General features: G+C 69.2%; 21 protein-coding genes. 7 read left to right on the top strand and 14 right to left on the bottom strand.

Annotated elements, in window-relative coordinates:
• Positions 1-118: 118 nt before the first annotated feature.
• Complete coding sequence (locus VKA86_14670) at positions 119-1,183, bottom strand: hypothetical protein (protein HKK72457.1); 1,065 nt, start codon at positions 1,181-1,183, stop codon at positions 119-121.
• A 29-nt stretch (positions 1,184-1,212) separates the two neighbouring features.
• The gene (locus VKA86_14665; GenBank protein HKK72456.1) at positions 1,213-3,924 is read right to left on the bottom strand and encodes an FG-GAP-like repeat-containing protein; all 2,712 of its coding nucleotides are present in this window, start codon (positions 3,922-3,924) and stop codon (positions 1,213-1,215) included.
• A gap of 173 nt (positions 3,925-4,097) precedes the next feature.
• Here VKA86_14665 and VKA86_14660 point away from each other — a divergent pair, with 173 nt between their 5' ends.
• A complete protein-coding gene (locus VKA86_14660; GenBank protein ID HKK72455.1) occupies positions 4,098-5,018 on the top strand; it encodes a hypothetical protein in 921 nt (306 codons plus the stop codon).
• Positions 5,019-5,067: 49 nt separating this feature from the next.
• Here VKA86_14660 and VKA86_14655 read toward each other — a convergent pair whose 3' ends face one another.
• Positions 5,068-6,591, bottom strand: coding sequence for a YifB family Mg chelatase-like AAA ATPase (locus VKA86_14655; GenBank protein HKK72454.1), 1,524 nt, complete (start codon positions 6,589-6,591; stop codon positions 5,068-5,070).
• 160 nt (positions 6,592-6,751) lie between these two features.
• On the opposite strand from VKA86_14655, the gene VKA86_14650 reads away from it, so the two are divergent.
• The gene (locus VKA86_14650) at positions 6,752-7,774 is read left to right on the top strand and encodes a dipeptide epimerase (protein ID HKK72453.1); all 1,023 of its coding nucleotides are present in this window, start codon (positions 6,752-6,754) and stop codon (positions 7,772-7,774) included.
• Positions 7,775-7,939: 165 nt separating this feature from the next.
• Here VKA86_14650 and VKA86_14645 read toward each other — a convergent pair whose 3' ends face one another.
• Positions 7,940-8,110, bottom strand: coding sequence for a DUF1931 domain-containing protein (locus VKA86_14645; protein HKK72452.1), 171 nt, complete (start codon positions 8,108-8,110; stop codon positions 7,940-7,942).
• A gap of 300 nt (positions 8,111-8,410) precedes the next feature.
• Here VKA86_14645 and VKA86_14640 point away from each other — a divergent pair, with 300 nt between their 5' ends.
• A complete protein-coding gene (locus VKA86_14640) occupies positions 8,411-10,078 on the top strand; it encodes a serine/threonine-protein kinase (GenBank protein HKK72451.1) in 1,668 nt (555 codons plus the stop codon).
• Here VKA86_14640 and VKA86_14635 read toward each other — a convergent pair.
• Positions 10,072-10,707 (bottom strand): CoA pyrophosphatase, encoded by a 636-nt coding sequence (locus VKA86_14635; protein ID HKK72450.1) that lies wholly within the window; start codon positions 10,705-10,707, stop codon positions 10,072-10,074. The genes VKA86_14640 and VKA86_14635 overlap by 7 nt on opposite strands.
• Before the next feature lie 134 nt (positions 10,708-10,841).
• Between VKA86_14635 and hflK the strand changes: the two genes are divergently transcribed.
• Positions 10,842-11,840 carry an FtsH protease activity modulator HflK gene (gene hflK / locus VKA86_14630; GenBank protein HKK72449.1) on the top strand — a complete coding sequence of 333 codons (999 nt, stop codon included), beginning with the start codon at positions 10,842-10,844 and terminating at the stop codon, positions 11,838-11,840.
• Complete coding sequence (gene hflC / locus VKA86_14625) at positions 11,840-12,775, top strand: protease modulator HflC (GenBank protein ID HKK72448.1); 936 nt, start codon at positions 11,840-11,842, stop codon at positions 12,773-12,775. Before hflK ends, hflC begins: the two co-directional genes overlap by 1 nt.
• A gap of 78 nt (positions 12,776-12,853) precedes the next feature.
• Here hflC and VKA86_14620 read toward each other — a convergent pair whose 3' ends face one another.
• A complete protein-coding gene (locus VKA86_14620) occupies positions 12,854-14,302 on the bottom strand; it encodes a hypothetical protein (GenBank protein HKK72447.1) in 1,449 nt (482 codons plus the stop codon).
• A complete protein-coding gene (locus VKA86_14615; protein ID HKK72446.1) occupies positions 14,299-16,668 on the bottom strand; it encodes a penicillin acylase family protein in 2,370 nt (789 codons plus the stop codon). The genes VKA86_14620 and VKA86_14615 overlap by 4 nt, the downstream gene beginning before the upstream one ends.
• 210 nt (positions 16,669-16,878) lie before the next feature.
• Here VKA86_14615 and VKA86_14610 point away from each other — a divergent pair, with 210 nt between their 5' ends.
• The gene (locus VKA86_14610) at positions 16,879-17,649 is read left to right on the top strand and encodes an NRDE family protein (protein HKK72445.1); all 771 of its coding nucleotides are present in this window, start codon (positions 16,879-16,881) and stop codon (positions 17,647-17,649) included.
• Between the two features lie 72 nt (positions 17,650-17,721).
• Entirely contained in the window at positions 17,722-18,648 is a 927-nt protein-coding gene (locus VKA86_14605; protein HKK72444.1) for a hypothetical protein, read from the top strand.
• Here the strand turns inward: VKA86_14605 and VKA86_14600 are convergent.
• From VKA86_14600 to VKA86_14570, 7 genes are all read right to left on the bottom strand, one after another.
• A complete protein-coding gene (locus tag VKA86_14600; protein HKK72443.1) occupies positions 18,635-19,597 on the bottom strand; it encodes an alpha/beta fold hydrolase in 963 nt (320 codons plus the stop codon). The genes VKA86_14605 and VKA86_14600 overlap by 14 nt on opposite strands.
• Positions 19,598-19,606: 9 nt before the next feature.
• Positions 19,607-21,175: a hypothetical protein gene (locus VKA86_14595; GenBank protein HKK72442.1), complete on the bottom strand. Its 1,569-nt coding sequence runs from the start codon at positions 21,173-21,175 to the stop codon at positions 19,607-19,609.
• Positions 21,176-21,251: 76 nt separating this feature from the next.
• The gene (locus tag VKA86_14590; protein ID HKK72441.1) at positions 21,252-22,199 is read right to left on the bottom strand and encodes a hypothetical protein; all 948 of its coding nucleotides are present in this window, start codon (positions 22,197-22,199) and stop codon (positions 21,252-21,254) included.
• 23 nt (positions 22,200-22,222) lie between these two features.
• Positions 22,223-23,722: a long-chain fatty acid--CoA ligase gene (locus tag VKA86_14585; protein ID HKK72440.1), complete on the bottom strand. Its 1,500-nt coding sequence runs from the start codon at positions 23,720-23,722 to the stop codon at positions 22,223-22,225.
• Positions 23,709-25,220, bottom strand: coding sequence for a sodium:solute symporter (locus VKA86_14580; GenBank protein ID HKK72439.1), 1,512 nt, complete (start codon positions 25,218-25,220; stop codon positions 23,709-23,711). Before VKA86_14580 ends, VKA86_14585 begins: the two co-directional genes overlap by 14 nt.
• Before the next feature lie 13 nt (positions 25,221-25,233).
• Positions 25,234-26,229, bottom strand: coding sequence for a ketoacyl-ACP synthase III (locus VKA86_14575; GenBank protein ID HKK72438.1), 996 nt, complete (start codon positions 26,227-26,229; stop codon positions 25,234-25,236).
• A partial coding sequence (locus tag VKA86_14570; GenBank protein ID HKK72437.1) for an SDR family oxidoreductase occupies positions 26,226-26,324 on the bottom strand: 99 nt, incomplete at its 5' end. The genes VKA86_14575 and VKA86_14570, both read right to left, overlap by 4 nt.

Below are 26,324 nucleotides of genomic sequence, written 5' to 3'. Positions count from 1 at the left end.
TGATTCCGCCGGGCAGGGCGCTCGGATCCGGCCCCGCGCACGAATCGCCAGGCTAGGCCAGGCGCGGGGTCGTGACAAGATCAGGGGGCGGGCCCCGAACCGCTGCCACCGACTCGTCTCAGTCGCGTCCGCGGTAGGTCACCCGCACCGTCAGGCGCAGCGTGGGCTCGGGGAAGTCGTCGGGCAGGGGATGGTAGGGCGCGATGCCGCGGAAGTTCCCGACCGTGGCCTCGCGCAACGACTCGTGACCGTTCTCCTCGAGCACCTCGAGCTTCAGCAGACGGCCGTCGGGGGCGATCTCCACCTCCACCAGCTGGCCGCCCTCGATCAGGCCGAGCCAGTAGGCGTAGGGAGGCACCCAGTTGCGGTGGAACTCGCGGCTGAAGCGCTGAAGCCACGGCGCCCAGTTCCAGGCCACGGTGTTCAGACTGACGTCGCCGAAGAGCGGAACGTTGCCCTGCGGGTTGTCCATCTCCTCCTGGTAGAGGTCCTCGCGACCCGGTCCCACCCGGAACCGCGGCTCGGGCGAGACCTCCACCCGCCCCGGTTGCAGGGACTGCCTCGGATCGCCGCGGGCACTGCGCAGCGAGCCCTCTTCGCGCTCCGTCGAGCTCCCCGTCTCGCCCTCGCGGATGCGCTCGCCCACCTCGGCGCGCTGGCCCAGACGTTCGATCTCGCTCTCGCTGGGGCTGGGTTCCTCGGCGCTCGGGTCCTGGATGGGCTCCGGCTGTTCGGCCTGTTCCTCCTCAGGGGCGTCGGGACGGCCCCCTCCGACCGGGCTCGGTTCGGGCGACGGTTGCAGACCGACCTGCGGGGCGTCGCCCTCGCCCTCCATGCGCGGCATGTCGGTGGCCTCTTCGCCCTCCGCACCGTCGCGCGCCCGGCTGTCGACGTTGCTCAGCACGTCGGCCTCGTCGGGCGGCAGGTCGGCGCGATCCTCCGGCAGCTCGGTGAAGAAGTCGGGTTCGTCGGAGGGCTCGCGCTCGGGCTCGGCCACGGGGGGCGCGGTCGGCGCGAAGACCAGCTCCACCGGTGGGCGCGGCGAGGGCTCGGCCTCGGCCGCGAAGGGGTCGAGCAGGTGCATGCCCACACCGACCAGCAGGTGCCAGACGAGCGTGAGGAGCAGAGCGTACAGCCATCGTCGTGAACTGCGCTCGCCCGGCAACTGGTCGATTCCGGCCATGCGGGCTCCCGCGAAGCGTCGCTGTGGTGTCAGCGGAGGAGGACGGACGTGGCCATCGTACGCTCGGGTCCGCGGATCCGCACCACGTACCTGCCGCGGGCCAGACGCTGCCCGCGGGCATCGCGGCCGTCCCAGGTCGACTCGAACCAGCCACCCCCGGCGGCGCGCACCTCGACCGATCGGACCGACCGGCCGCGCAGGTCGTAAACGTGCAGACCGGGAACGTGGTTCCCACCCGTCCGGAAACGAAAGGTGACCCGACGGCCCCGTACGCGCGGCGGGAGCACGATCGCCTCGCCCGGGCCGTCGACCGAGGTCGCACTGCCTTCGTCGACCGTCACCGCGCGATCGAGTTCGTTGCCGAAGGCGTCGCGCAGCACGTACTCGGCATCGACCGTCGGCGGCGAAGGATCGGATCCGACCCATCGCCCGGCCGCGACCCGTCGCACGGCAACCGGCGTCGAGTCCACCGCCCGGGTGACACCGAACTCGTCGGCCAGCCGGGCATCGGCCAGGACTTCGAGCCGGGCCTCGGTTCCGGCGAGCGTGGAGCGCAGCGTTCCGGTGACGGCCGGCAGCCCTTCGAAGGGATCGCTGCGGAGGAACACGAGCATGTCGGCGGCCCGGTCCACGGTGACCAACTCGGGGACCACGTCGCCGTCGATGCGCACGAGCTTCAGATCGCCCGGTGTCTCACTCAGCCGGACCGCCTGCGAGCTCTCGATCACCTCGCCGGTGACACCCAGGCCGAAGTGGATCGACACGCGCGATGCGTTCGGCGACGACAACACGATGTCGTCGAAGCCGTCCCCGTTGACGTCGTCCACCGCCACGTTCTGTGCTCCGAAGGGCGCCGCGTTCGCGGCATCGGTCGACGAGTAGAATCCGCCGGCCAGGCTCGAGAAGATGTCGAAGGTCGACGACTGGGCGCTGGCGATCACCAGGTCGTCGAAGCCGTCGCCGTTGAACTCGCCGAAGCCCACGTCGCGCGGCTCGTTGCCGACCGGATACGACACGGTGGCGTCGATACCGGCCTCCTCGCCGAACAGCAGGATCACGCGGTCGGTCTGGCCCAGCGCCACGAGATCGGTGTATCCGTTGCCGTCCAGGTCCCGCGCGCGGAGCACCACCGGGGTCTGCGGAAGACCACGGGCATCGATCTCGGTCCAGACGCCGGGGCCGGTCTCCTGGTAGATGCGCAGACCGCGTAGCTGGCGGTCGGCCACCACGATCTCGAAGCCCGAATCGTCCTGCACGTTGCCCACGGCCAGGTCCAGACCGCCAGCGAGGGGAATCAGGGATTCCAGCGTTCCGAACCGACCGTCCGGCCCGGACAGTGCCCGGAACACCCCTTCGTCGGCGTCGAGCAGGAACAGATCGGCGCCGTCGACGCCGTCGGCGTCGTGGAGCACGATCTCGTCGGCCGCGCCCGTCAGCGGCAGGATCTGCAGGGGCTGCAGTTCTCCGTCGACGACGCGGTACACCCACGCTTCGCGGGCCGTCGGGGCCAGGGCGACGAGTCTCCGCCCGCCGGGCTCCTCCGGCCCCACGAGCAGACGTTTGGGAGCGTTCCCCGTGGGCAGGGCACGGGGCATGAGGAAGCCGTCGCCGAGGGGCTCGATCACCTGCACCGCCTGCTCGGTCGGCAGGGGAACCAGCAGCTCGGCGATCCCGTCCGCGTCGACGTCGAAGCGCAGCGGATCGGCTGCGTCGACCGACAGGTACCAGAAACGATCGGCGGCGAAGCCCGTCCCCGTGTCCTCGAAGAGTGTCAGCCGGCCGCGCGCGGCCTCGGCCACCGCCAGGCGCTCGCGATCGATCGCCGGAGGCAGAGGCAGCCCCCATCGGGTCCCGGGCTCCACCGGCACACGCGCCCGCTCCGTGGCCGCCTCCCCCGAGGGATCGATCACGCGCAGCTCGCCGATCCCGTCGACGAACACCAGGTCGTCGACCCCGTCGTCCTGGAGATCGCCGGCGACCACCGACCGCGGGTCCTCCGAGCGCCAGCGGCCGACCTCGGCTCCTCCTGCGGCCTCGAACAACACCACGTCCCGCGAGAGGAATCCGGTCTGCACCAGGGCCAACCGGACCGGTCGCGCGGGATCCTCGAGGACGACCAGCGAGGTGGGGCCGTCTCCCGCGGGAAGGGTCTCGTCGGCGACGAGCACTCCCCCTTCGTTGCGGTACCAGACCAGGGCGTCGCCTCCGCGCAGTGCCACCACCACGTCGAGCCAACCATCCCCGTCGCGGTCGACGACCTCGACCGCCGCCCCCTCCTCGATGCCCGGCAGGACGGTCTCGGTGAACAACAGGTCGTCCGTCCCCGGTGTCTGGCGCAGGACCACGAGGTCGCCGCGTGCACCGTCGACCCAGACGACGTCGGTGAGCCCGTCCCGATCGAGGTCGCCCGCAGCGACGTCGGCCGGCCGGCGGCCCGGGGTCGGGATGTTGGTCCGCCCGGAGAACACCCCCGGTGCCGAGGCCCGGAGCACCGTCAGCGTGCCCGTCGTCGGCCCGTTGGCGACCATGTCGAACACCCCGTCCTCGTCGACGTCGAGCACGACGACCGCCGTCGGCCCGCCGGGGGAGTTCAGCGTGGACGGACGCGGATAGAGCTGGGCAGCAACCGGCGCAGCAACCGCGCAGAGCAGGACGAGGGCGGTCGAGACCGTGCGTCCGACGGGCCATCGACGGCGATCGGCCCGGCTACGGACACACCGGCTGTGGGAAGGAAGGCGCACGGCTCGGTCCTCGGGATCCGGGAGGTGTGGGGAAGCTACGGCGCCGCGGCCGCGCGGGGCAAGATCGGGGGAAAAGGGCTGCGTTGACAGCGACTTGCCGGTGATCGTACATATAACGGTTCGTCGTCCCCACGTCGCTCGCCGACCCGATGCCGTTGCCAGGAGTTCGAACCATGTCCAGAGACCCGCGCCCCCGGAAGGATCGGCGGCCCCAACGCTCCTCGACGCCGTTCGCGTTCGTCGCGTTCTGCGCCGCCGCTCTCTTCGCGACCGCTCCGGCCGGCGCCCAGGACCTCGACGATCTCGACGACCTCGACGAGGGCGTCGTCCTCGAGGAGGTGTTCGAACCGGGGATCGAGCCGAACACGTGGGAGGTCTCGGCGTCGTTCGGACAGGCCGACCTCGCCCAGGATCTCCTCGAGTCCGATCAGATCATCGTCGACGTCGAGGAGAGCGAGGACTTCATCGTCGCCGACATGAAGCTTGCCGGTGAGGCGAGCTTCCATCCGCTGATCCGGATCGGACGCACAATCGGCCGCCACTTCGCTCTCGAGATCGGCGGTGGGTTCGCCGTCGGTGACTTCGAGCAGGAACTCACCAGCGATCCCATCAAGCTCACCGATCCCCTCAGTGACAACGAGTTCACCGAGGAGGAGAGGGAGAAGGGCTCCTACTTCTCGATGACGGCCGCGCTCGACGCACTGTGGTATCCACGGGGCGAGGGACGGGTGCAGCCCTACGTGATCGGCAGCATCGGCCAGCAGTGGATGGAACTCGACAGCGTCTACGTGGACGGTATGGGGTCTTCGGTCCAGTTCGGCTACGGCATCGGCCTGCGCGTCGTGGGCGACGACCTCTACTCCTTCCGCCTCGAAGTCCGGAACTCCCATTCGACCATGAGCTTCGACGCGAGCGACAAGTTCGTGACCGTCGTCGAGCCCAACGGCGGGGGTCTGATCGACGTCGAGCTCGGACAACTCGACGAAACGGTCACCGAAGGCGGCGTGAACGACCGTCTCGATCCGAACGTCGAGTACGACGACACCACGCTCACCACCCTGTCGTTCACGCTGGGGTTCGTCGCGGCCTTCTAGACGGGCATCGACTCCACACCACCGTGCTCCGATCCGACCCGCGTCGTCTTCACGGCGCGGGTCGATACGTGAAGGCCTCGGCGAGATCCCGTCGACGCACGCAGTCCACGCCGTCGAGCCGGGCGATCGTCCGCGCCACCCGCATGGCGTGGACCAGCGCCCGCACGCTCAGGCCGCGGTGATCGGCCACCGCGGCTGCGAAGGATCGCGCCTCGTCGTCGGCCCGGATGTCCTCGGGTGACGGATCCCCCTCGGACCGCGCACGCTCCCGATCGCTCGTGCGTCGCACCGACCGCACCCGCTCCACGCGGTCCACCCAACTATCCAGGGGCTCTTCGTCGAAGAGCGCGTCCGCGGGTTCCCGGTCCATCTCGATCCACAGATCGATGCGGTCGCGCAGAGGACCCGACAGCCGTCGCCGGTAGCGTTCCACCACGTGCACGGGGCAACGACAGCGCTCGAGGTGACTGCCCGCCCACCCGCACGGGCACGGATTGGCCGTGGCCACGAGCTGGAACCGCGCGGGCAGACCGACACGTTCGCCCGCGCGCACCAGCTCGATCCGGCCGTCGGTCATGGGCTCGCGCAGACGTTCCAGCCGCTCGGATCCGAACTCGACGATCTCGTCGAGGAGCAGGACGCCGCCGTGGGCCAGCGTGATCTCACCGGCCCGGACGGGTCGCCCCCCACCGATCAGACCCACGGCGCTGACGGTGTGGTGCGGAGCGCGCAGGGGCGGGCGCCGGTCGGCATCGGCGGGAAGTCCGCAGCTGCTGCGCACGCGACGGCAGATGCGCGCCGTATCGCGATCGAGGTCCGGCAGGAGCGACGCCAGACGGCGCGCGAGCATGGTCTTGCCACATCCGGGGGGCCCCTGCAGGACCAGCCCGTGTCCGCCGGCCGCGGCGATGAGCAGCGCACGTCTGGCCCGCGCCTGACCGCGGACCTCGAGCAGCGCGCGCGCCACCCGTCGGGGATCCGGCGGCTGGGGAGGATCGTCCGGACCACGCGCACCGGCGACGCATCCGGCCGCCGACGCGAGCCCCCGGCCGAGGTCTCGCAGGTGCCCCACCGGAAGCAGCGTCACGTCGTCCACGTCGCGCAGTTCGTGGGCCTCGCACGCCGGCACGACCATGCGGTCGACACCGAGGCTCGCGGCGTCCAGGGCCAGGGCAAGGGTTCCACGGGCCGGGCGCAACGCCCCGTCGAGGGCCAGCTCCCCCACGAAGAGCGTGCGGCGCAGCACGTCACCGCGCGGCCGCGGGATCTGCCCCGAGGCGAGCAGCAGGGCGACGGCGATGGCCAGGTCCATGGCCGCGCCGTCCTTGCGGAGATCGGCCGGAGCCAGGCTGACGGTGATCCGCCCCTCGGGCCAACGGAAGCCCGCGTTGCGCAACGCGGCGCCGACACGCTCGCGACTCTCGCGGAGTGCGGCGCTGGGAAGGCCGACGAGCGAGAATCCGGGCAACGACGAGGCGACGTCGACCTCGACGCGGACGCGCCGGCCTTCGATGCCGTGGAGTGTGCCCGAGAGGACCCGCGCGAGGTTCGCGCGAACGGTGGGTGCGGACACGATGCCCGCCCTTCCGGGAGGACCGGAAACGGACGATCCGAGCCAGGTGGCACTGGCGCGGCCGGCGCACTGTTGTAGGCTCCCGGATCGCCGGTGTGCAGCCTACCCGCCGCCCGTCGCCGGGGCAAGGGTCCCCGACACTCCCGCCCGCGAGGTCGCCATGACCACCGAACTGCGTGCCCACGCTCTCGACCTGCCGCTGGCCCGTGCCTTCCGCACGAGCCGTGACACGAAGACCGTCGCCCGGAACGTCCTGGTCGAGATCGAGAACGGAGGGGTCGTCGGTCGGGGTGAGGGTGCACCGATCCCGCGCTACGGACAGAGCCAGGAATCCGCACTCACCGCCCTGCGCTCCTTCGCGTTGCCCACCGCCGCCCCCTTCGACCAGAACACATGGCTGCAGGCCTTCGACCGTGCGAATCCCGGCCAGACCGCGGGCCGGTGCGCCCTGGAGATGGCCCTCTGGGACTGGGCCGGGCGCACGCTCGGTCGCACACTCGGCACCATGCTGTCGATCGAAGCCACGGACGTCGCACCGAGCTCGTGGACGATCTCGATCGACGATCCCGACGCCGTCGAAGCCCGCGTGCGCGAGGCGGGCGACTGGCCGGTCCTGAAGGTCAAGCTCGGCGGTGGTGCGGACGACGAGGCGACGGTCGACCGACTGCGGGCGGTGACCGACCGCCCCTTCCGCGTCGACGCCAACGAGTCGTGGTCCGAGGCCGAAGCCCCCGCGCGTGCCGCCTGGCTCGCCGAGCGCGGCTGCGAGCTGATCGAACAGCCCTTTCCGGCCGGTGACTTCGACGCCACCGCCGCGCTCCGTGCCATGAGCCCGATTCCCCTGGTCGCCGACGAAGACGTCCTCACGGGTGTCGCCCTCGACGACCTGGCCCGCGCCTACGACGGGGTCAACGTGAAGCTCACGCGCCTGGGTGGAATCCGCGAAGCCGTCCGCTGGATCCACGCCGCCCGTAGCGTCGGTCTCGACGTGTTGCTCGGGTGCTTCGTCGAGAGCAGCGTGGGGATCAGCGCCGCCGCCCACCTTGCCCCCCTGGCCCGTTGGGTGGACCTCGACGGTGCAGCGCTGCTGGCCGACGATCCCTTCCGCGGGGCGCGCGTCGACGGCGGCCGCGTGAAGCCGGGGACCGGACCCGGCCTGGGTGTCGAGCGCGCGGTGGTCTGACGACGCAGTGGAACGGAGACGGCCGGAGACGCCTGTCTCCGGCCGTGGATCTCCGGCTATCCGTCCGACTCCGGCCGTGGTACGACGTCGCGGCGCACGGAGGACGGTCTCGCGAGGCGTGACGGCCCGGCGATCGACGCCGCGCCGACGATCCGTGGACGTGGGCTAGAGGTCGTAGGCCCGCAGGGTCTTGCGGCCGTTGCCCTGGGCACGCTTCTCTGCGGCGGCGATCAGCTCGCGCACCTTCGCGTCGAGGGCCTCGTAGAATTCACCGGACACGTTGAGCTCCGACACCGCTTCCTTGGTGCGAGCCTTCGAGATGATCAGATCGGCCATGGATGGCACTCCTCTGTTCGTAGGGAAATCCTGCGCCTGCACGGCGGCGGCCGAAGTGAATATCGCCCGCGGGAATGCTGTCAAACCCTTTTCCCGGCCGTTTCGGGCGCCTGCCGTGCAAAAACGACCGGTCGCCCACCCCCACGGGCCAGCCCGGTCAAAGTACGGACAGAAATCCATCGGCTCGGATCCGCCGTTGCGGGCCCCCGGGAGGCCCCTCTGCCCAGAATGCCGGAAAGCGCCCCGATCCCGCCCGCGAAGGCCGTTCTTGGCACTTTTGTTGATTCCAGCCCCAGCGCCATGAGTCCGCAGACGTTCAAGCACTTCCGGATCCTCGAGCTGCTCGGCAAGGGCGGGATGGGCGAGGTCTACCTCGCGCTCGACACCACGCTCGAGCGGAAGGTCGCCCTCAAGTTCCTGCCGCGCGACCTGCTCCGGGACCCGAGCGCACAGGGGCGGCTGCTCGACGAGGCCCGCTCGGTCTCGCGCGTCCAGCACCCGAACATCGCCGTCGTCCACTCGATCGAGGAGGACGGGGGAATCTTCGCCCTGTGCATGGAGTACGTCGACGGCGCCACGCTCAAGCAGCTCGTGGCCCGGGGCCCGCTGACGCTCCACCAGATCGCACGGGTGGGGGCCGACATCGCGGCCGCCATGCAGGCCGCCCACGAGCAGGGCATCGTCCACCGCGATCTGAAGCCGGCGAACGTGATGATCTCGCGGCGGGGCGAGGTCAAGGTCATGGACTTCGGTCTGGCCGTGCGCCCCGAGCGCGTCGTGCACACGCAGGGCCCGAACACCTACGGCACGGTCCAGTACATGTCGCCGGAACAGGCGCAGGGCCGCACGCTGGGTCCGGCCAGCGACATCTTCTCGTTCGGCAGCCTGCTCTACGAGATGATCACCGGTCGACCGCCGTTCACCGCGTCGAACGACCTCGCCATCCTCCAATCGATCATCAACACCCAGCCCGACGCCCTTCGCGATCTGCGCCGCGACGTTCCCCCGGCTCTCGAGCAGATCGTACGCGCCTGCATGACGAAGGCCCCGGAGCAGCGCTGGCCCTCGATGCAGCACATCCGCGACGAGCTGCAGTTCGTGGAACCGACCGTCGAGGCAGGCCCACGCGACCTGATCTCGGAGCTGTCGAGCGGTCTGGCCGACCGCAGTGGCTCGCTGGCGCATCGTCCGCACAACGCCGGCCGTGTCGGACGGCGGTCGAACGCTCCGTCGCCGGGATCGCGATCGGGGGCGACGAACGTCGACACGGGCGACGACGTGGTGGTGCAGGACGTGGTCGAGTACGACAGCCGTGGTGCGCCCCGGGTGGCGACGGCACGCTCGGGCCCCGGTCCGTCTTCGGGATCGAGCGGAGCTCCACCCGACATGATCCTCGGGCCCGAGCCGCCCGAGACTGCATCGGCGCCGGTCTCCGGCGCGCTGCCGATCCGGTCCACCAGCGAGCAGTGGCAGGACGTCGCCCGCGGCGAAGAGGACGCCCTGCGAGCCGATCCACTCACCCGCGAGGAACAGATCGCGCGGGAGGCAGCCCGCCGGGCCCGGAGTTCACGGCCCGTCCGCCCGCTCGGCGCCGACGCCTCCCGCACGTCGCTCGATCAGGACCCCGATCTCGCGACCGGGAGTCCGCGGCGTCTGCGACGACCACGCTCCTCGGCCCGTTCGCTGGTGTCGCTCGTGATCCCCGCGATCCTCGCGCTGCTCGTCGTGGGCTTCGCCGGCTACGGGCTGCTCCACCGGGCGGGAGTCGTTCCCCCGTTGAACGAAGTCGTGGGTACGCGCGTCGCGACGTGGCTGGGGGGATCGAGTCCCGGTGTCGTCGACCCGACCGGCGGCGGCGAGCCGTTCCCGCCACGGACGGAGCCGGCCGGCCCGACGCACACCACCGCAGCCAGCGACACGAGCGCGGCGCCCACGGGTGCCGGCGTCGACTCCAGCGGAACCTACTGACCCGCTCGCCGCGGAGGGATCACCGCCAGCAGTTCGGCCAGGATCATGGCGGTGGCCCCCCAAAGGAAACCGTGCGGGAGCTCCCAACCGGGCATCTGCATCAACCCTTCGACGCGGCGTCGCTCGCGCACCGTCGGACGCGTCCGCACCAGGGTGTCGAGGTCCGTCCAGAACGCCCCGTCGACCTCCGACGGGTCGGGGCGTAGGTCGGGCCGGACGGCGGCCGTCCCCACGACCGGCTCGACGCGGTATCCGCTGACCGGGATCCACTGCGGACTCAGGCGGCCGAGCACGTCGACCGTGTCGGGCTCGATCCCGAGTTCCTCGTGGGCCTCGCGCAGGGCGGCATCCACCACCGTCTCTCCCACCTCGACGCCCCCGCCGGGTAGCGCGATCTGCCCGCCGTGGACGTCTCCGGCGATGGAGCGGCGCCGCAGCAGGGGCAGGTGCAGAGCCCCCGCCTCGGGGACCAGCAGGACCAGCACGGCGGCCGCGCGTGCCCCGGGATCGGGTGGTCGACCCAGCCGTCCCCGGGCCGGCCGCGGAGCCAGGGCTGCCTTGGCGGTGTCGCCCGGAAGAGCCTCGGCCAGGCGGCGGGCCAGCGACCGGATGCGCAGATCGTCGGACATGGCAGCGAACATAACACCGTGGGTGACGAGGGCGAGCCGTCGTGTTGCAATGGCGGGAACGGGCTTTGAGCCTACGTTTCCTTCTCAGGGATCAGGTGTCCGCTGATCGAACCGAATCCGAAGGAGATCCCGGAATGAGCGACGGAGGATTCGACGACCTCCGCGACGTACGCGTCCCACGCCCACCCATGCGGGTGATCGGCCTGGCCGCCCTGGTGATCGTAGCGATCGCCATCGTCTGGTCGTCTTTCTACACGGTCGGGCCCGAGGAGAACGGAGTCGTGCTGCGCTTCGGCGAGTACGTCCGTACCACGGACCCAGGCCTTCAATTCAAGCTGCCGCTCGGTATCGAGCGGGTCTACAAGATCCCGGTGCAACGCCAGCTCAAGGAGGAGTTCGGCTTCCAGACGGTCCGCGCCGGCGTCCGAAGTCAGTTCAGCACACAGGGAAGGGCCGAAGAGGCGCGCATGCTCACCGGCGACCTGAACGCCGCGGTCGTCGAATGGGTGGTGCAGTACCGCATCGTCGACACCTACAACTTCCTGTTCCGTGTGCGCAACGTCCGGGACACGCTGCGCTTCATGAGCGAAGCGATCATGCGGCAGGTCGTGGGCGACCGGACCGTGAACGAGGTCTTGACCGTGGGCCGGCAGGAGGTCGCGTCGCTGGTCGAGGTGAAGTTGCAGGAGCTGTGCGACGCCTACGAACTCGGCCTGCGCATCGATCAGGTCGTGCTGCAGGACGTCAACCCACCCGAGCCGGTGCGCGGCGCGTTCAACGAGGTGAACGAGGCGCAGCAGCAGAGGGAGCGGCTGATCAACGAGGCCCAGTCCGAGTACAACCAGGTGATTCCGCGAGCTCGCGGTACCGCCCAGCAGACCATCCAGCAGGCCGAGGGCTACAAGCTCGACAGGGTCAACCGCGCGCAGGGTGACGCCGAGCGCTTCACCGAGCTGTACCAGGCCTACGCGCTGGCCCCCGAGGTCACGCGCAAGCGCATGTACCTGGAGACGCTCAACGACATCCTGCCGAACGTCGAGAGCAAGATCGTGCTCGACGAGTCGCTGCAGGGCATCCTGCCGCTGCTCGACCTGAAGAGCCCCGGCACCGGCCAGACGCAGGGAGGTCGCTGATGCGCATCGCACTCATCGTCGCGGCCATCGTGGTCTTCATCGTGCTGGCCAATTCCCTGTACGTGGTCAACGAACCCGAACAGGTGATCGTCACCCAGTTCGGCGAACCGATCGGGGATCCGATCACCGAGCCCGGGCTGAAGTTCAAGACGCCCTTCATCCAACGCGTCCATCGCTTCGACCGGCGTTTCCTCGAGTGGAACGGCGACGCCAACGAGCTGCCGACCCGCGACAAGCGCTTCATCTGGGTCGACACCTACGCGCGGTGGCGCATCACCGATCCGCTGCTCTTCTTCCAGCGTCTGCGCGACGAACGCGGAGCGCAGTCGCGTCTCGACGACATCCTCGACGGCGAGACCCGCAACGCCATCGCCAACCACGACCTGGTCGAGGTGATCCGCAGCACCAACCGTGAACCGGTCGAGACCAACCTCACGATCGAGGAGCAGACGGTGCTCGAGGACATCGAGACGGGCCGCCTGGCGATCCAGGCCATGATCCTGGAGGCGTCGCAGGAGCGGACCGAGGACCTCGGCATCGAGATCCTCGACGTGCGTTTCCAGCGCATCAACTACGTCGAAGAGGTGCGGCAGCGCGTGTACGAACGGATGATCTCCGAGCGTCAGCGGATCGCCGACCGCTTCCGCAGTGAGGGTCAGGGTGAGGCCCAGCGGATCCGCGGTGAACGCGACCGTGACCTCAAGGAGATCGAGTCCGAGGCCTACCGGACCGCTCAGACGATCATCGGTGAAGCCGACGCCGAAGCTGCACGGATCTTCGCCGGGGCCTACGACCGGTCCCAGCAGACACGAGACTTCTACGAGTTCCTCAAGACGATGGAGACCTTCCAGAACACCATCGATCAGAAGACCTCGTTGATCCTCTCGACCGATGGCGACTTCACCCGCTTCCTCACGAGCCCCGAGACGCCCTGAGCATCGTCGGGACTCCGGACCGGAACGAAGGGCCGTCCGCCACGCGCGGGCGGCCCTTCTCGTCTGCCGAAACCGTGCTCACCGGTCGCCGACCGGCACCATCCGGTAGATCGCCGTGGTCTGCCGCGGGTCCCCGTCGACATTGCTCACGTGCACCAGGGTGACCTTGCGCGCGAGTGCCGGTTCCAGCGGCTCCGAGGAGATCAGAGGGGCCAAGTGGGGCGTGAGGGCTCGGACCACCGCGCGATTCACCACGAGGTAGTCGAGTCCCAGCTCGCGAATGCGGTCGACGGTGGACTCGACATCGGCGCGTTCGGGCAGCCTGTGGAAGGCACGCCCCGACCAGAAGGACACGTAGGGCTTGTATCCCACCACGACGGCTTCGGGGTCCGAGTTCCCGGCCAGCCACTCTCCCGCCGCGCGCATCCCGGAGTAGGCCTCGAGATTCAGACCGACCCGGTAGAAGTCCGGACGAGCAGCGACGACCGTCCCCGTCACGGCGACCGCCATCAGACCCACCGTCGCCATCGCGCGCGCCCGGCCGCGCCCCACCCGCCGCTCGAGATCGCGACCACCCGCCACCGCGAGCCACGCGACGAAGGGAAGCAGCGGCATCCAGAACCGCGGGTCCATGCGGAACGAGAACAGCGGAACGAGCAACACCGGGGCCAGGGCCAGGAGTTCCGGACCGCGCCAACGCACCGCGCCCCACGCGGCGAGGAGCACGACCGGCCAACCCACGATCGCGGGGAGTTCACCGAGGAAGGTGCCCGCGTTCGCGAACCACCGGATCACCAGTTCGCCCGCCCCGCGATCCTCGACCGCCTGATCCAGGAACACTCCCTTGCTCGACAACGCCCACACGCCGGTCGCGTGGTGCACGAACAGGACGAAGGGAACGACGAACACCGCGGCGCCCACCAGTGGTTTCCAGTGCACCGTGCGATCGCGGACCGAACGCCACAGTACGACCGCACCCAGGATCACCAGGGCCTCCGGCCGGATCAGATAGGCGAAACCGAACAGCAGGCCCGTGGCCCGGTCCCAGCCGCGCCGCAGGGCCCACCACGCCGCGAGCAGGAAGGCCAGGTAGCTGGGCTCCGACAGGTCGGTGGTCGCGGTGATCACCAGATCGGGCAGCAGAGCGACGAAGGCGGCCAGCAGCAACGCGCCCCCGCGCCCCAGGGGTCGGCGCGCGACCCCGTACGCGAGAGCCACGGCGCACACCCCGAGGATCACGTTGGCCGCCTGTGCCACCCGGAGCACGGCCATGGGATCCTCGACACCGACCAAGGACAGCGGCAGGCCGATGATCAGCGGCCATCCCGGAGGGAAGGTACTGAACATGAGCGATCCGTCGCGCACGAGGGCCCGCGCGATCGTCATGTAGTTCACACCGTCGACGCTCGGATAGACGATCGCCATCGCTCCCGCCGCACGCCACGCGAAGGCGAGCACGAGGATCGCCCCGAGCGCAGCCCACGACCATCGCTCCCCCACGGACATCGTACGGAGTCGTTCGATCATCGTCGCGGTCGGAGGACGAGAGTGTGTTCGACCGGCCCCGGCAAGAGGGGCACCGGGGACCCGGTGACCCAGGCCTCGTAGTCTCCCTCGCGGAAGGGCGACAGCGGGTGCGCGCTGGCCCCACCGGGAAGGTGCAACAGTCCGCGTTCCTCGGCGCCAGGAGCCACCACCAGGCGCTGCGAAGCCCCGAAGGTCGGTCGGTTCACGCGCGCGGTGTAGACGTCCCCGTCGACCGGCCGCGAGGGCAACCGCAGGTAGCGCGCGAGGAAGCCGGGCAGGAAGTCGGCCAACGGATGCGCGATCGCCGTCCGGTTGAACGCACCCCACGAGCGGCCCGACCACGTGGCGGGATCTCCCCAGTCGGCGATGACGGAGTCGACCATTGCCCGCTCGAAGGACGTCCAGTCGCCGTGGTCTCCGGGGACCCAGTCGGGTCGCGACTGGAGGATCGACCACACCACGGGCTCGGGGCGCGCCGCCCGGATGCGGTCGCCTCCCGCGGCGCGCGCCGGACCGAGCAGAGCGCGGTACAGCTCGGTGGTCGTCCACCGCTGGTAGGCCCGCGTGATCGCGTAGGCCACCGACGAAGCGTCGGCTCCACCCGTCCAGTCGCCGAGCCAGCGCTCGATCGACGTGTGCCGTGCGTGCGGGCTGCGCCGCACCACGCCCCGCAGGTGCTCGTACCACTGTTGCAGGAAGGGCGAACGGATCTCGTTCTGCACCTCCATCAGTGCGTGTTCGTCGGCACGGGGCAACGCGCGGAGCGCGTCACGGATCACACCGGCGCGTGCACCCAGGGCGTACCCTCCGTCCCCGATCCGCCGCTGTCCGGCCACGGTGGTCACCCGGCCGTTCGCGGTCCAGATCCGGCCTCGGCCGTCGTAGACGTGGCGCGGCACCTCCTCGGGATCGAGCCAACCGTCCCAGGTCCGGTCGCCTTCGTCGCGGCGAGCCGGAACCCTGCCCTCGAAGCCGACCCGCCGCGGGACTCGGCCGATGATCGTCCACCCCAGGCGACCGTCGTCGCCGGCCACCACGAAGTTCTGGTGTGGGATCCCACAGGTGGGTGCCAGGTCGAGCGCGGCGTCGACGGTCTCGAGGGTCACGAGATCGAGGAGTTCGAGTCCGACGGCGTCTGGGTCGTGGGCGACCCATTGCGTCGCGCGCGGTGTGCCGTCGGGAGCGACTCCGGTGACCGGCCCCCAGATCGTCGTCCGCACGCGCAGGGTCTCGGTCGGCGCCCCTGCCGTCTCGATCCTCTCGACGCGTTCCCCGAAATCGGCCCAGCCGTCGGGCGTGCGGTACCGCGTGGTGTCGCCCGGTGCGAGCTCGAGATCGACGTGATCGACCCAGTCGCCATAGCTGTTCGTGAAGCCCCAGGCGATCGAGCCGTTGCTGCCCACGATCATCCCCGGCGCGCCCGGAAGGGTGACGCCCACGGCATCGAGTCCGTCCTCGACGACCATCCGCGCCGTGTACCAGATCGGCGGCAACTGCAGGCGCAGGTGCATGTCGTTGGCCAGGATCGCACGGCCGTCCTCGGTGTACGCACCGCCGACCGCGAAGGAGTTGCTGCCCTCGGCCGGAGGATCGATCGAAGGAGCCGAGGGGCGTTCGCCTGCCGGTGCCGCCTCGCGACCGGGCCCCGACGCGGGAATCTCGAGGAGCGGGGCCAGTCCGGCGCCCCCGGCAATGGGCGCGTCCCACGGGTTGCTCGACTGCAAGAGCGCGTCGCCGACCGCGTCGATCAGCGTGCGGCGGATCACCGGACGGGAGAGTTCCAGACGGTCGACCGGGGGCTGAAGGTCACGGTACATGGCGTGCAGGACGTGCAGGGTGTCGACCGGGCGCCACGACCGCGGCTCCTGGCGCACCAGCGCGTACTCCCAGGGGCGCGCATCCAGACTCGCGAGCCCCGCGTTCACCCCACGCGCGTAGGCCTCCACCTGTCGTCGGTGCCGCGGCTCACTGCGCCGCAGGGCTTCACGCGCGGTGAGGTGCAGACCGTGCTCGCGGGCCGGACGGTCGAGAGCGCGCCCCGCCGGACCGACCAGCGCGGCCAGCTCACCGGCCCCGGCCCGTCGAAGAAGGTCCATCTGGAAGAATCGATCCTGCCCGTGGGCGTAGCCCAGCGCGAAGGCCAGGTCCGCGGGCGAGGCACCGTGAAGTGTGACGCGGCCGCCGGCATCGCGCTCGATCCGCACCTCTGCGTCGATTCCGTCGACGACCTTCTCCCCGTCGAGGGGAGGCAGACTCGCACGCAGCCAGACCCAGGCACCGCCCGCACCGGCTGCGATCAGGACGAGGAGTACGACACCACCGATGGCGACGGCACGGCCCCATCGACGACGGCGGGGCGGATCCACGAGCGAGCTCGATTGCGTTTCGACCACGGCACCCTTCCAGGCCGGTCCGAGCGACGATCCGAGAACCGTCCGAACCTACGACGAACGCGGGAGCCGATCCAGGGTCGGGCCCACCCTTGCGCCCACCCTTGCGCCCGGCCCTTGCGCCCGGCCCCGAACGCAGCCTTCGTGATCGTCCGGAGAACTTCCGCCCCCCACAGGACTTCACCCGTGTGCACGCTTGCTCTCGTCCGCCGACCCGGATCCCGCTACCCCCTCGTCGTCGCCGCGAACCGCGACGAAGCGATCGACCGCCCGAGCACCGGCCCCCTGGTGTGGGACGATCCGATTCCCTTCGTCGGGGGGAGGGACGAGGTGGCCGGGGGCACGTGGCTGGGACTGAACGCACACGGACTGGTGATCGGCCTGACGAACCACTGGACCGGCCGGCCGCCCGATCCCGAACGCGCGTCCCGCGGGGGCATCGTGCGCGGACTCCTGCAGTGTCGGGACCTCGACGAGGTCGGCCGCGCGCTCCGCGCCCGTGACCCCGAGGACACCAATCCTTTCCTGCTGTTGGCCGCGGACCGCGGCGGCGGAGCGTCGTGGACGGCGTCGGCCGACGGCATGGGGCTTTGCCCGGTCACGGAACCCGTCTTCGCCCTGGGCAACGAATCCCCGGAAAACGACCCGGGACACCGGGCGCGCACCCTCGGCACAGGTCTGGAGTCCGAGCTGGCCCGCGCCGGCGACGACCCCGACCGGATCCGACGACTGCTGGCCGCTCGTCTCGCCCGGCACGGCGGCGATCACGGACCCCAGCGGAGCGTGTGCGTCCACACCGACCGGGGCTACGGGACCGTTTCGTCGAGCATCTTCCTCCTGGGCCACACTCCCGACGACGACCGCTACTGGGCAGCCTCCGGCCCGCCTTGCACCGTGACCCACGTCGACCACACGCACCTGCTCGAAGCGCTGCGCGGTCAGGACACTCGGACCTAAAGAAGTGGGCCTCGCCCGTCGATCACGAGACCCAGAAGCCTTCGGGTCCCACTCCACCTGTGACGCACATCCATGCTCGACGACCGTACGCTCCTGGACCACATGCGGATGCTGGACGATCCCCATCGTCTGGACGCCTTCGCGCGGGCCCTGGGCGTCGCCTGCCCGGGGCGGACCGTGGCCGAGATCGGCGTCGGGCTGGGCCCGCTGTCGCTGCTCGCCCTGAAGGCCGGCGCGCGGCGCGTCTACGGCATCGAGGTCGATCCCCGGACCCTGCAGTGCACGGTGGACCTCCTGTCCGCCCACGGCTTCGGGCCCGACCGTTTCGTCCCACTGGTGGGACGCAGCGACGAGATCGTCCTGCCCGAACCGGTGGACGTGCTCGTCGGTGAACTCGTCGACTCGATCGGGATCGGTGAGAACGCTTCCTACTACCTGGGCGAAGCCCGCCGTCGCTGGGTCCGTCCCGAAGGACTGGTCATCCCAGGTCGCATCCGGATCGACGTCGCGTTGACCGGCAGCGATCGCTTCGCACGGGAACGCTGCTTCTGGTCGGAGACGCTCCCGTCGCGCCACGGACTCGATTACGAAGCCGTCGCGGACCGGATGGCATTGCCCCGCCGAACGCTGCGGATCGAAGCCGACGAAGTCCTCAGTGCGACCGCCCGCTGGCAAGACCTGGATTTCGGCGTCGATGAGCGCGTCGCCGAACGGCGGAGCCTCGATCTCGAAGTCGTCACCGCCGGTCGGGCCGAGGGAGTCGTGGTCCACTTCAGGCTGGACCTGCTCGGCGACGACGTCTTCATCGACACGGCTCCCGATCGGGCGCCGACCTGCTGGGAGCAGGGCTTCCTGCCGCTGCCGCGGCCCCTCGACGTCGAACCGGGACAACGGTTCCGGCTGGAGCTCAGCGCTCCGCCCACGCGGGAGCCCTGGGCGGCGGTGCAGGCGTCGCTCGACCTGCTCCCGCCCGCCCCGGAGCGCCTCAGCGCTCGATGAAATCCGCCACCACCGGATTCACGACCTCTGCGCCCTCGAACTGCACGAAGTGCCCGGCGTCGTCCACCATCAACAGGGTGGCGTCGGGGATCTCCTCTTCGCCACGCCGACCGACGTCTTCGCTCCGGCCCCCGTGCAGATAGCGATTCGGGATCAACTGGTCGTACTCTCCGAAGACGATCAGCGTGGGCTGGGCGATCTCGCCGAGACTCTCCTGCGTCGGCTCGTCGATCATCGCACCCACGTTGCGCGAGACCGCGTAGGCGTACTCGTCGAAGCCCTCGGCCCCACGGATCCGGATCCGGTCGGTGATCATGAACTCGGCGTCTTCGGGCGTGTCGTAGAAATTCGCGTGCAGGTTCACCGCGATGTTGCGGATCGTGGTGTCCTCCACGAACTCCGGCGTCAGCGCCCCCCGCAGCCACTGACCCTCTCCTTCTTCGAAGCGCTCGATCCCGGCCGGGGCGAACAACGCCAGTCGTTCGACGCGTTCGGGGTACTCGAGCGCGGCGAGCATGGCGATCTGTCCGCCCATGGAGTGTCCACCCCAGTCCGCGGACTCCACGCCCAGTTCGTCGAGCATCTCGACGATCACCTGCGCGTAGAAGCTCAGCGAGTACGGCAGGTCGCCCTTGGTCGAGCGACCGTAGCCCGGCAGGTCGAGCGCGATCACGTGGTGCGTGCGGCCCCACGCGTCGAGGTTGCGCAGCCACGCCTTCGCGTTGCTGCCCAGGCCGTGGATCAGGACCAGGGTCTGGTCGTTCTCGGCACCGGCCTCGATGTAGGCCACCTCGAGGTTGCGAACCTGGACCGTCTTCACCGGACGGGTGTAGTCGATCTCGTCGAACTGGGTCACGGGAAGGTGGTACCAGTCGCGGGTCGAACCGCATCCGCTGGAGCTCACGACCAGGCCTCCCACGATCAGGAACAGGACGATGATGCGTCGCATGGCGGCCTCCTAGAACATGATCCACTTGAGGGACGCGAACACGGTCCACGGATCGTCCGGACGTTCGTCCACTCCACCGTTGACCACGGGCGAATCGTAGAAGTCGCCCAGCGACAGATAGGCCGCGTGCAACTCGGCCTCGAGGAACACGCGCATGGTCCAGCGCAGGCTCGCGTTGAACTCGGTGCCGATGGTCGAACCGCCGCCGTCGGGGTCGGCGGTCGATCGTCCGTGGCCCACGGCTGCCTTCACGCGCCACTTGTTCGGCACCAGCTCCTTGGCCACGCTCAGCGCACCGGCCTGCACTCCGTAGCCGATGTTCTGGATGTCCATGACCGCGGCGTTGAAGCGGTTCACGACGTCGCCGTGCGGCAGGAGCAGGTACAGCGGATGCCCGATGAACACCGCCCCCGGTGAAGTCCAGTTGTTGCCGGTGAGGACACCGCTGTAGGTGCCGTCCGCGGTGTTGTCGTCGTCACCGGTGGTGAAGACGCCGTCGAAGACGACCTGGTCCTCGGACAGTGCGCCCCAGCGGGCCGCGACCCGCAGATTCGCGGCCACACCGTTGATGTCGACGTCCCGAGTGTCGGTGCGCACCGTACCACCGTTCCACCACGCGAAGCCCGACCAGCCCAGCCGGCCCTGCTGCAGCAGGGGGTCACGATGGAAGTGCGTGCCCAGCCAGAAGATGTCGCCCTTGTAGCGCTGGCCGCCGAGGTCGAAGTTGAACACGCCGTTGTAGTTGCTCAGCCCCGAGCTCAGCCCCTGCCCGAGGATCGAAACACCGCCCTCACCGTTGCCGCGATCCATCAGGTAGTGCACCGACAAACCGACCGACGTGTCGATGGCGAGATCGCGCTCGTAGTCCACCTCGAACAGGGCCACGTCGTCCCGTTGCTCGACGTTGTTCTCGTACAGCTGGTACGCGCCCAACTTGATCCGCTGGTCGGTCCGGAAGAACCAGTGCGCACCGACGCCCGTGGCATCGGAACCGAACATGGAGAGCCGGTAGCCCTTCTGCAGCAGGTGGTCCGTGAAGGTGTACCAGGGAACCTGGACGTTGTCGTACAGGCGCAACAAACCCATGTTCAGGACGAAGGTCTTCGTGGGCCGGATCTCCATGAACAGGTTCTGGGTCTGCATGTTCACGGTGTCGGCACCGAAGGCGCCCCCGAAATTCCCGCCGGCGCCGTAGTTCGCGTCACCCCAGGTCCAGTCGAACTCCAGACTGGTCCGGATCTTGGCCCAGCCGTCGAAGAGTCGGGGCGAGTAGGTGATCATGGGCATGAATCGTTGTTCGGTGAAGCGCGACGTCTTCTCCGACGTGGTCCGGGTGGTGTTTCCCCCGAAGAAGCGGCCCACGATCTGGCCCTTGAGGAACTCGTTGGTGGGCGCGATGTTCGAGGCCTCGTGCCGCATGAAGTAGTATCCGATGAAATCGAACTCCTCGATCTCCTCGGGCGGTCGGTCCTCGTGGAATTCCTCGCGCTCGGACCCTCCGTCCGCCCACACCTTCGGCGCGACGAGGGTCAGGGCCAGAACGGCCATACCGAGGCTCCACACGTTCCTGCGCAGCATCTGGGACGCTCCCGGGAAACGGGGATCTTGGAGCGGAGTCCGGTCGCGACCGGACCCCGCCTTCGCGATGCGGCGGCTACTGCCGCACGTAGACCTGGATGTTCGAGTCGCCGAGCGTCGTGTCCGCACCGAAGCCCTGTTCCGGGGTCAACGGGGTGGCGCCGATGTCCGGAACGGTCTGGACGACCTCGAGGCGCATGGTGTCGGGATCGCCCTGGATCACCTGGATGATCCCCTCCTGCTCGAAACTCGGATTCCCGGTGTAGGAGATCTGGATCGAGTGGATGTCACCCGTCGCCGACTCGGTCACGGAGTAGACACCGCTGTTCGTGGTCTCGGGCTGACCGATGACCTTCTGCACGAGACCGATCGTGCCGTCCTCGTTCATCGTCACCTCGACGCGCTCGATGTCGAAACCGGCCGCCAGGATCGGTGCCACGTTCTCGCCCTCGCTCAGCCAGCTCCCCTCCCAGGGCTCGGACTCCGGGGCCGGGTCGTCCTGCTCGTCCTGGCGCACGTACACCTGGATGTTCGAGTCGCCGAGCGTCGTGTCCGCACCGAATCCCTCTTCCGGCGTCAGCGGAGTGGCACCGATGTCCGGAACGGTCTGGACGACCTCGAGACGCATGGTGTCGGGGTCGCCCTCGATCACCTGGATGATCCCCTCCTGGTCGAAACTCGGGTTGCCCGTGTAGGAGATCTGGATCGCGTGGATGTCGCCGGTGTCGGACTCGATCACCGAGTACACACCGCTGTTCGTGGTCTCGGGCTGGCCGACGACCTTCTGCACGAGACCGATCGTACCGTCCTCGTTCATGGTGACCTCGACACGCTCGATGTCGAAGCCCGCAGCGAGGATCGGAGCGACGTTGTCGCCCTCGCTGACCCAGCTCCCCACCCAGGGCGGCGTCTCGGGCGTCGGGTTCGGGTTGGTGCCGCCGTTGTCGTCGTCGTCGCCGCAGGCCGACAGCCCGAGCCCGCCGACCACCAGGCCGAGCACCAACAGGATTCGCAGACTCTTCATGATCGTTCCCTCCTGGGAAGCGTTCAGGCGAGATTCCGAAGCGCGGCCGTGTCGACCTTCCCCGCCGCATTGCGGGGGATCGCCTCGATCACGCTCACGTGACGGGGAATCTTGTAGCGCGCGAGCTTCCCGTCGCAGAACGCGCGCAGGGCTTCGAGATCGAAGTCGTGGCCCGGATGGACCTCGACGAAGGCGTGCCCGACCTCGCCCCACTTCTGGTCGGATACGCCGATCACGGCGACGTCACGCACGGCCTCGTGCTGGCCGAGCACGCGCTCGACCTCGGCCGGATAGACGTTCTCGCCGCCGCTGATGAACATGTTCTTCTTGCGGTCGACGACGTAGGTGAAGCCCTCGTCGTCCTGCCGCACCAGATCGCCGGTCCGGAACCATCCGTCCTCGGTGATCGCGGCCTTCGTGGCCTCGGGGTTGCGCCAGTAGCCGGGGGTGACCGTTTCTCCGCGCAGCCACAACTCGCCCACCTCGTCGGCCTCACAGTCGCGGCCGTCCTCGGCCACGATCCGCACGTCGAGGAAGAAGTTCGGCCGCCCGATCGACCCGCGTTTGCGGATGGCGTCCTCCTCGTTGAGCGAGTAGCAGTTCGGCCCGACCTCGGTCAGTCCGTATCCCTGCCGGATGTGCACGCCCTTCGCGTGCCAGCGGTCGATCAGCGGCAGGGGCATCGGCGCCCCGCCCACGATCGCGTAGCGGACGCTCTCGAGGTCGGCGACGTCGAAGCGATCGCTCTCGGCCATCATCTGCAGCATGGTCGGCACGCCGAACAACAGCGTGGTCCGCTCGCGCTCCATGAGTTCGAGCACGAGGTCGGGATCGAAACCGCTCAGGATCGTGTGCGACGCCCCGTGCAGCAGGAAGGGCGTGAACAGCACGTTCCAGCCCCCGGTGTGGAAGAAGGGCGCGTAGCTCTGGGTGTGGTCGCGTTCGGTGATCGCCAACCGCAGCCCGGTGTTGATGGCGTTCCACAGGAGCATGCGGTGGGTGATCATCGCACCCTTGGGCACGCCGGTCGTGCCGGCCGTGTACAGGATCATGACCGCGTCGTCCAGATCCGCGGGCTCGCCGCTCGGACGCGCCCGTTCCGGCTCGTCGTCGAAGAGCAACGGCGACACCGTGTCGATCCCGTGGACGGCCGGCCCGCCCTCGATCGTCGCCACGATCTCGCGCAGGGCGTCCTCGACGAGCAGCGCGCCCGGCTCGGCGTCGTGCACGAGGTGTTCGATCTCCGGAGCCGTCAGCCGGAAGTTCAACGGAACCAGGATCAGGCCCTCACGCTGACACGCCAGGAACACGAACACCGTCTCGACGCGATTGGTCGACAGCACCGCGAGACGGTCGCCGCGGGTCAGACCCAGATCGTCGTGCAGCCAGCGCGCCACAGCATCGACGCGTGCGTGTGCCTCGCCGAAGCTCCACTCGCGGTCGCGGGTATGGTCGCGGAGGAAGCGCCGGTCCGGCGTGTACAGCGCCCAGCGGGCCAACCAGTCGGTCTCAGGCCGGTACACGTTGCCTCCTTCCGGTCGCCATCTGCACCAGGGCACCGACCACCAGCGAGCTGATCACCGCGACGGCAGCCGCAACACCGGGATTCTCCCCAGTCGCGAGGGTTCCCGGGACCGGAACGTGCCCGTAGTACATGACGAAGTGGACGACGATGGCGGTGACCGAAGCCACGATCGCGGTCTCGCGACGGGTCGACTTCAGGAACATTCCGAACAGGATCGGCACGAAGGCGGCACTGAAGTACGCATACACTCCGTTCTGCGCGAAGATCGCCACGCTCAGCTTGGGCGACACGACCTGCTGCCACGACAGCCAGGCCGACACCACGGCCAACAGTCCGATCGCGATCCGGTTCAGCACCAGCAGCACGTGCGCGCGTCGATCCTCGTCGGCCGGGAGCACCGAACCGGCCAGCGGCGTGACCAGATCGGCCGTGATCGTGGTCGCCAGCGCCTGGATCAAGCCCTCCAGCGTCGACAGCCCGGCCGAGATCAGGCCCATGACCACGACCATGCCCACGTACACGGGTAGCTCGTTCACCACGTAGGCGGGAATGATCCCGTCCATGGGAATGGCCTCGCCGTTCAGTGTGAGGTCGGGGAAGGCCAGCCGCGCGTACAGACCCGCGATCACCACCGCGAAGAACAGGATCTCGGTCACCACACCCACGATCAGGTAACGGTTCACGTCGCGTTCGGACTTCAGCAGCAGCGACTTGGTGATGATGTGCGGCTGGCACACGATGGCCACGCCCACCACCAGCTGGGCGGCGACGATCTCGTACAGGTCGCGGAACAGGAAGCTGTCTCGGTTGGTGACGCCGACGAGGGCCGGATCCACCGCACGCAGGCGCTCGAGGAATCCGTGCACGCCTTCGGAGAAGTGCTCGTAGCCCGAGCCGAGCAGTACCACTGCCACCACGACCATCAACAGTGCCTGGATCGTGTTCGTGTAGACCATGGAGTTGGCCCCGCCGAACATCATGTAGCCGAACACGAAGGCCACGATCGCCAGCAGGGTGCCCATCTCCGGCACGCCGAGCGTGGCCGAGATCACCTTCGTCAAGCCCACCACGATCAGCACGATGAAGGTCACGAGCAGCAGCGACAGGAAGCCGAAGAACAGGGCGAAGCCGGGGCTTCCGTAGCGCGTGCCCATCCACTGGGCCATGCTCAGCGCCTTCACCGACGAGCCGTGCCGCCGGAATCCCTTGGTGAGCACGACCAGCGAAGTGAGCGCGGCCACGGGGATGACGACTGCATAGGAGATGACCGCGCTCACCCCGAAGATCGCCACGAAACCGGGGTTGATGATGAAGGTGGCCGCGCTGGTCATCGACGCGGCCAGAGCCAGACCCACCGCCACCGGCGAGAAGGCGAAGCTGCCGAGGGCATAGTCCGACAGGTTCCGGTTCCCGCGCGCACCGCGCACGACGAAGAACAGGATCAACGCCGCGTAGGCGAGAACCAGGATCCAGCCGATGGTCGCGTTGGCGCCCACGGAGTGCTCCGATCTACCAGCGGAAGGCGGCGCAGGCGAAGGCCAGTCCGCCGCCCGATCCCATGAAGACCACCAGGTCGCCCGGCCGCAGGCGACCCGCGTCGACGGCTTCGGCAAGGACCATCGGGATGCAGGCCGAACCCGTGTATCCGTACCGATCCATCACGGTGTGCGTGCGCTCCATGGGCAGCCCCAGCCGCGCCATGGTCTCGCGGATGCTCTTGATGTTGATCTGCGTGATCGCGATCAGAGCGATGTCGTCGATCTCGTGTCCGGCCGCGTGGACGGTCTCGGTGACCATGCGCGTCCACGTGTCGGGATTGATCTCGGGCGGGAACTTCTTCACGAAACGCAATCGCTGATCCCCGCGAGCGACGACGTCGGCGTCGCAGGGCTGCTGCGTACCGCCGGCGTAGATCCCCATCCAGTCGTGGTACTGGCCCTCGCTGTGCAGCCGTGACGCAAGCCAGCCCCGGTCCCCGGTCGTGGCCTCGAGCAACACGCCCGCCGCGCCGTCGGCGAAGAGCGTCACCGTCTTCTTGTCGGTCGGATCGAGGTACTTGCTCATGGCGTAGGCGCCGATCACGAGCACCCGCCGGTACTGCTCGTCGGCGCGGATGTACTTCGCCCCCATGTCGACCGCGGTCACGAAGCCGGCACAGGCCGTGTTCACGTCGAAGCTGCCGGCCGCGGTGGCCCCGAGCCGGTGCTGGACGACCACGGCCGTCGACGGGGACACGTACTCGGGCGTGTCGGTGGCCACGATGATCAGGTCCAGGTCCACCGGGCGCACCCCGGCCCGATCGAGGATCCGCCGCGCCGCCGCCTCCACCAGGTCGGCCGTGCTCTCGTCGGGAGCCGCCCAGCGGCGCTCGCGGATCGTCAGGTTCGACTCGAGCCACTGGCTGACGTTCTCGCCCAGCTGCTCGTCGAACCACGCGTTCGGCACCACGCGCTCGGGCGCGTACATCCCGGTGGCGGTGATGCGCGCGTTGCGCTCGCCGGTCACGAGATCAGCCCCCCGTCGACGCTCAACACCGTGCCGTTGACGAACGACGACTCGTCGGAGGCCAGGAAGCAGTAGGCGTCGGCGATCTCGTCGGG

Source organism: Candidatus Krumholzibacteriia bacterium (assembly GCA_035268685.1).
GTDB lineage: Bacteria > Krumholzibacteriota > Krumholzibacteriia > JAJRXK01 > JAJRXK01 > JAJRXK01.
The sequence above is the reverse complement of the archived record's forward strand: the minus strand, read 5'-3'. Positions and strand labels throughout refer to the sequence as shown.

Bases quoted from the DNA above. Each gene is read 5' to 3' on its own strand.
- VKA86_14670 (HKK72457.1), bottom strand. From the start codon at position 1,183: ATGGCCGGAATCGACCAGTTGCCGGGCGAGCGCAGTTCACGACGATGG.
- VKA86_14660 (HKK72455.1), top strand. From the start codon at position 4,098: ATGTCCAGAGACCCGCGCCCCCGGAAGGATCGGCGGCCCCAACGCTCC.
- VKA86_14650 (HKK72453.1), top strand. From the start codon at position 6,752: ATGACCACCGAACTGCGTGCCCACGCTCTCGACCTGCCGCTGGCCCGT.
- VKA86_14645 (HKK72452.1), bottom strand. From the start codon at position 8,110: ATGGCCGATCTGATCATCTCGAAGGCTCGCACCAAGGAAGCGGTGTCG.
- VKA86_14640 (HKK72451.1), top strand. From the start codon at position 8,411: ATGAGTCCGCAGACGTTCAAGCACTTCCGGATCCTCGAGCTGCTCGGC.
- VKA86_14635 (HKK72450.1), bottom strand. From the start codon at position 10,707: ATGTCCGACGATCTGCGCATCCGGTCGCTGGCCCGCCGCCTGGCCGAG.
- hflK (HKK72449.1), top strand. From the start codon at position 10,842: ATGAGCGACGGAGGATTCGACGACCTCCGCGACGTACGCGTCCCACGC.
- hflC (HKK72448.1), top strand. From the start codon at position 11,840: ATGCGCATCGCACTCATCGTCGCGGCCATCGTGGTCTTCATCGTGCTG.
- VKA86_14620 (HKK72447.1), bottom strand. From the start codon at position 14,302: ATGATCGAACGACTCCGTACGATGTCCGTGGGGGAGCGATGGTCGTGG.
- VKA86_14605 (HKK72444.1), top strand. From the start codon at position 17,722: ATGCTCGACGACCGTACGCTCCTGGACCACATGCGGATGCTGGACGAT.
- VKA86_14600 (HKK72443.1), bottom strand. From the start codon at position 19,597: ATGCGACGCATCATCGTCCTGTTCCTGATCGTGGGAGGCCTGGTCGTG.
- VKA86_14595 (HKK72442.1), bottom strand. From the start codon at position 21,175: ATGCTGCGCAGGAACGTGTGGAGCCTCGGTATGGCCGTTCTGGCCCTG.
- VKA86_14590 (HKK72441.1), bottom strand. From the start codon at position 22,199: ATGAAGAGTCTGCGAATCCTGTTGGTGCTCGGCCTGGTGGTCGGCGGG.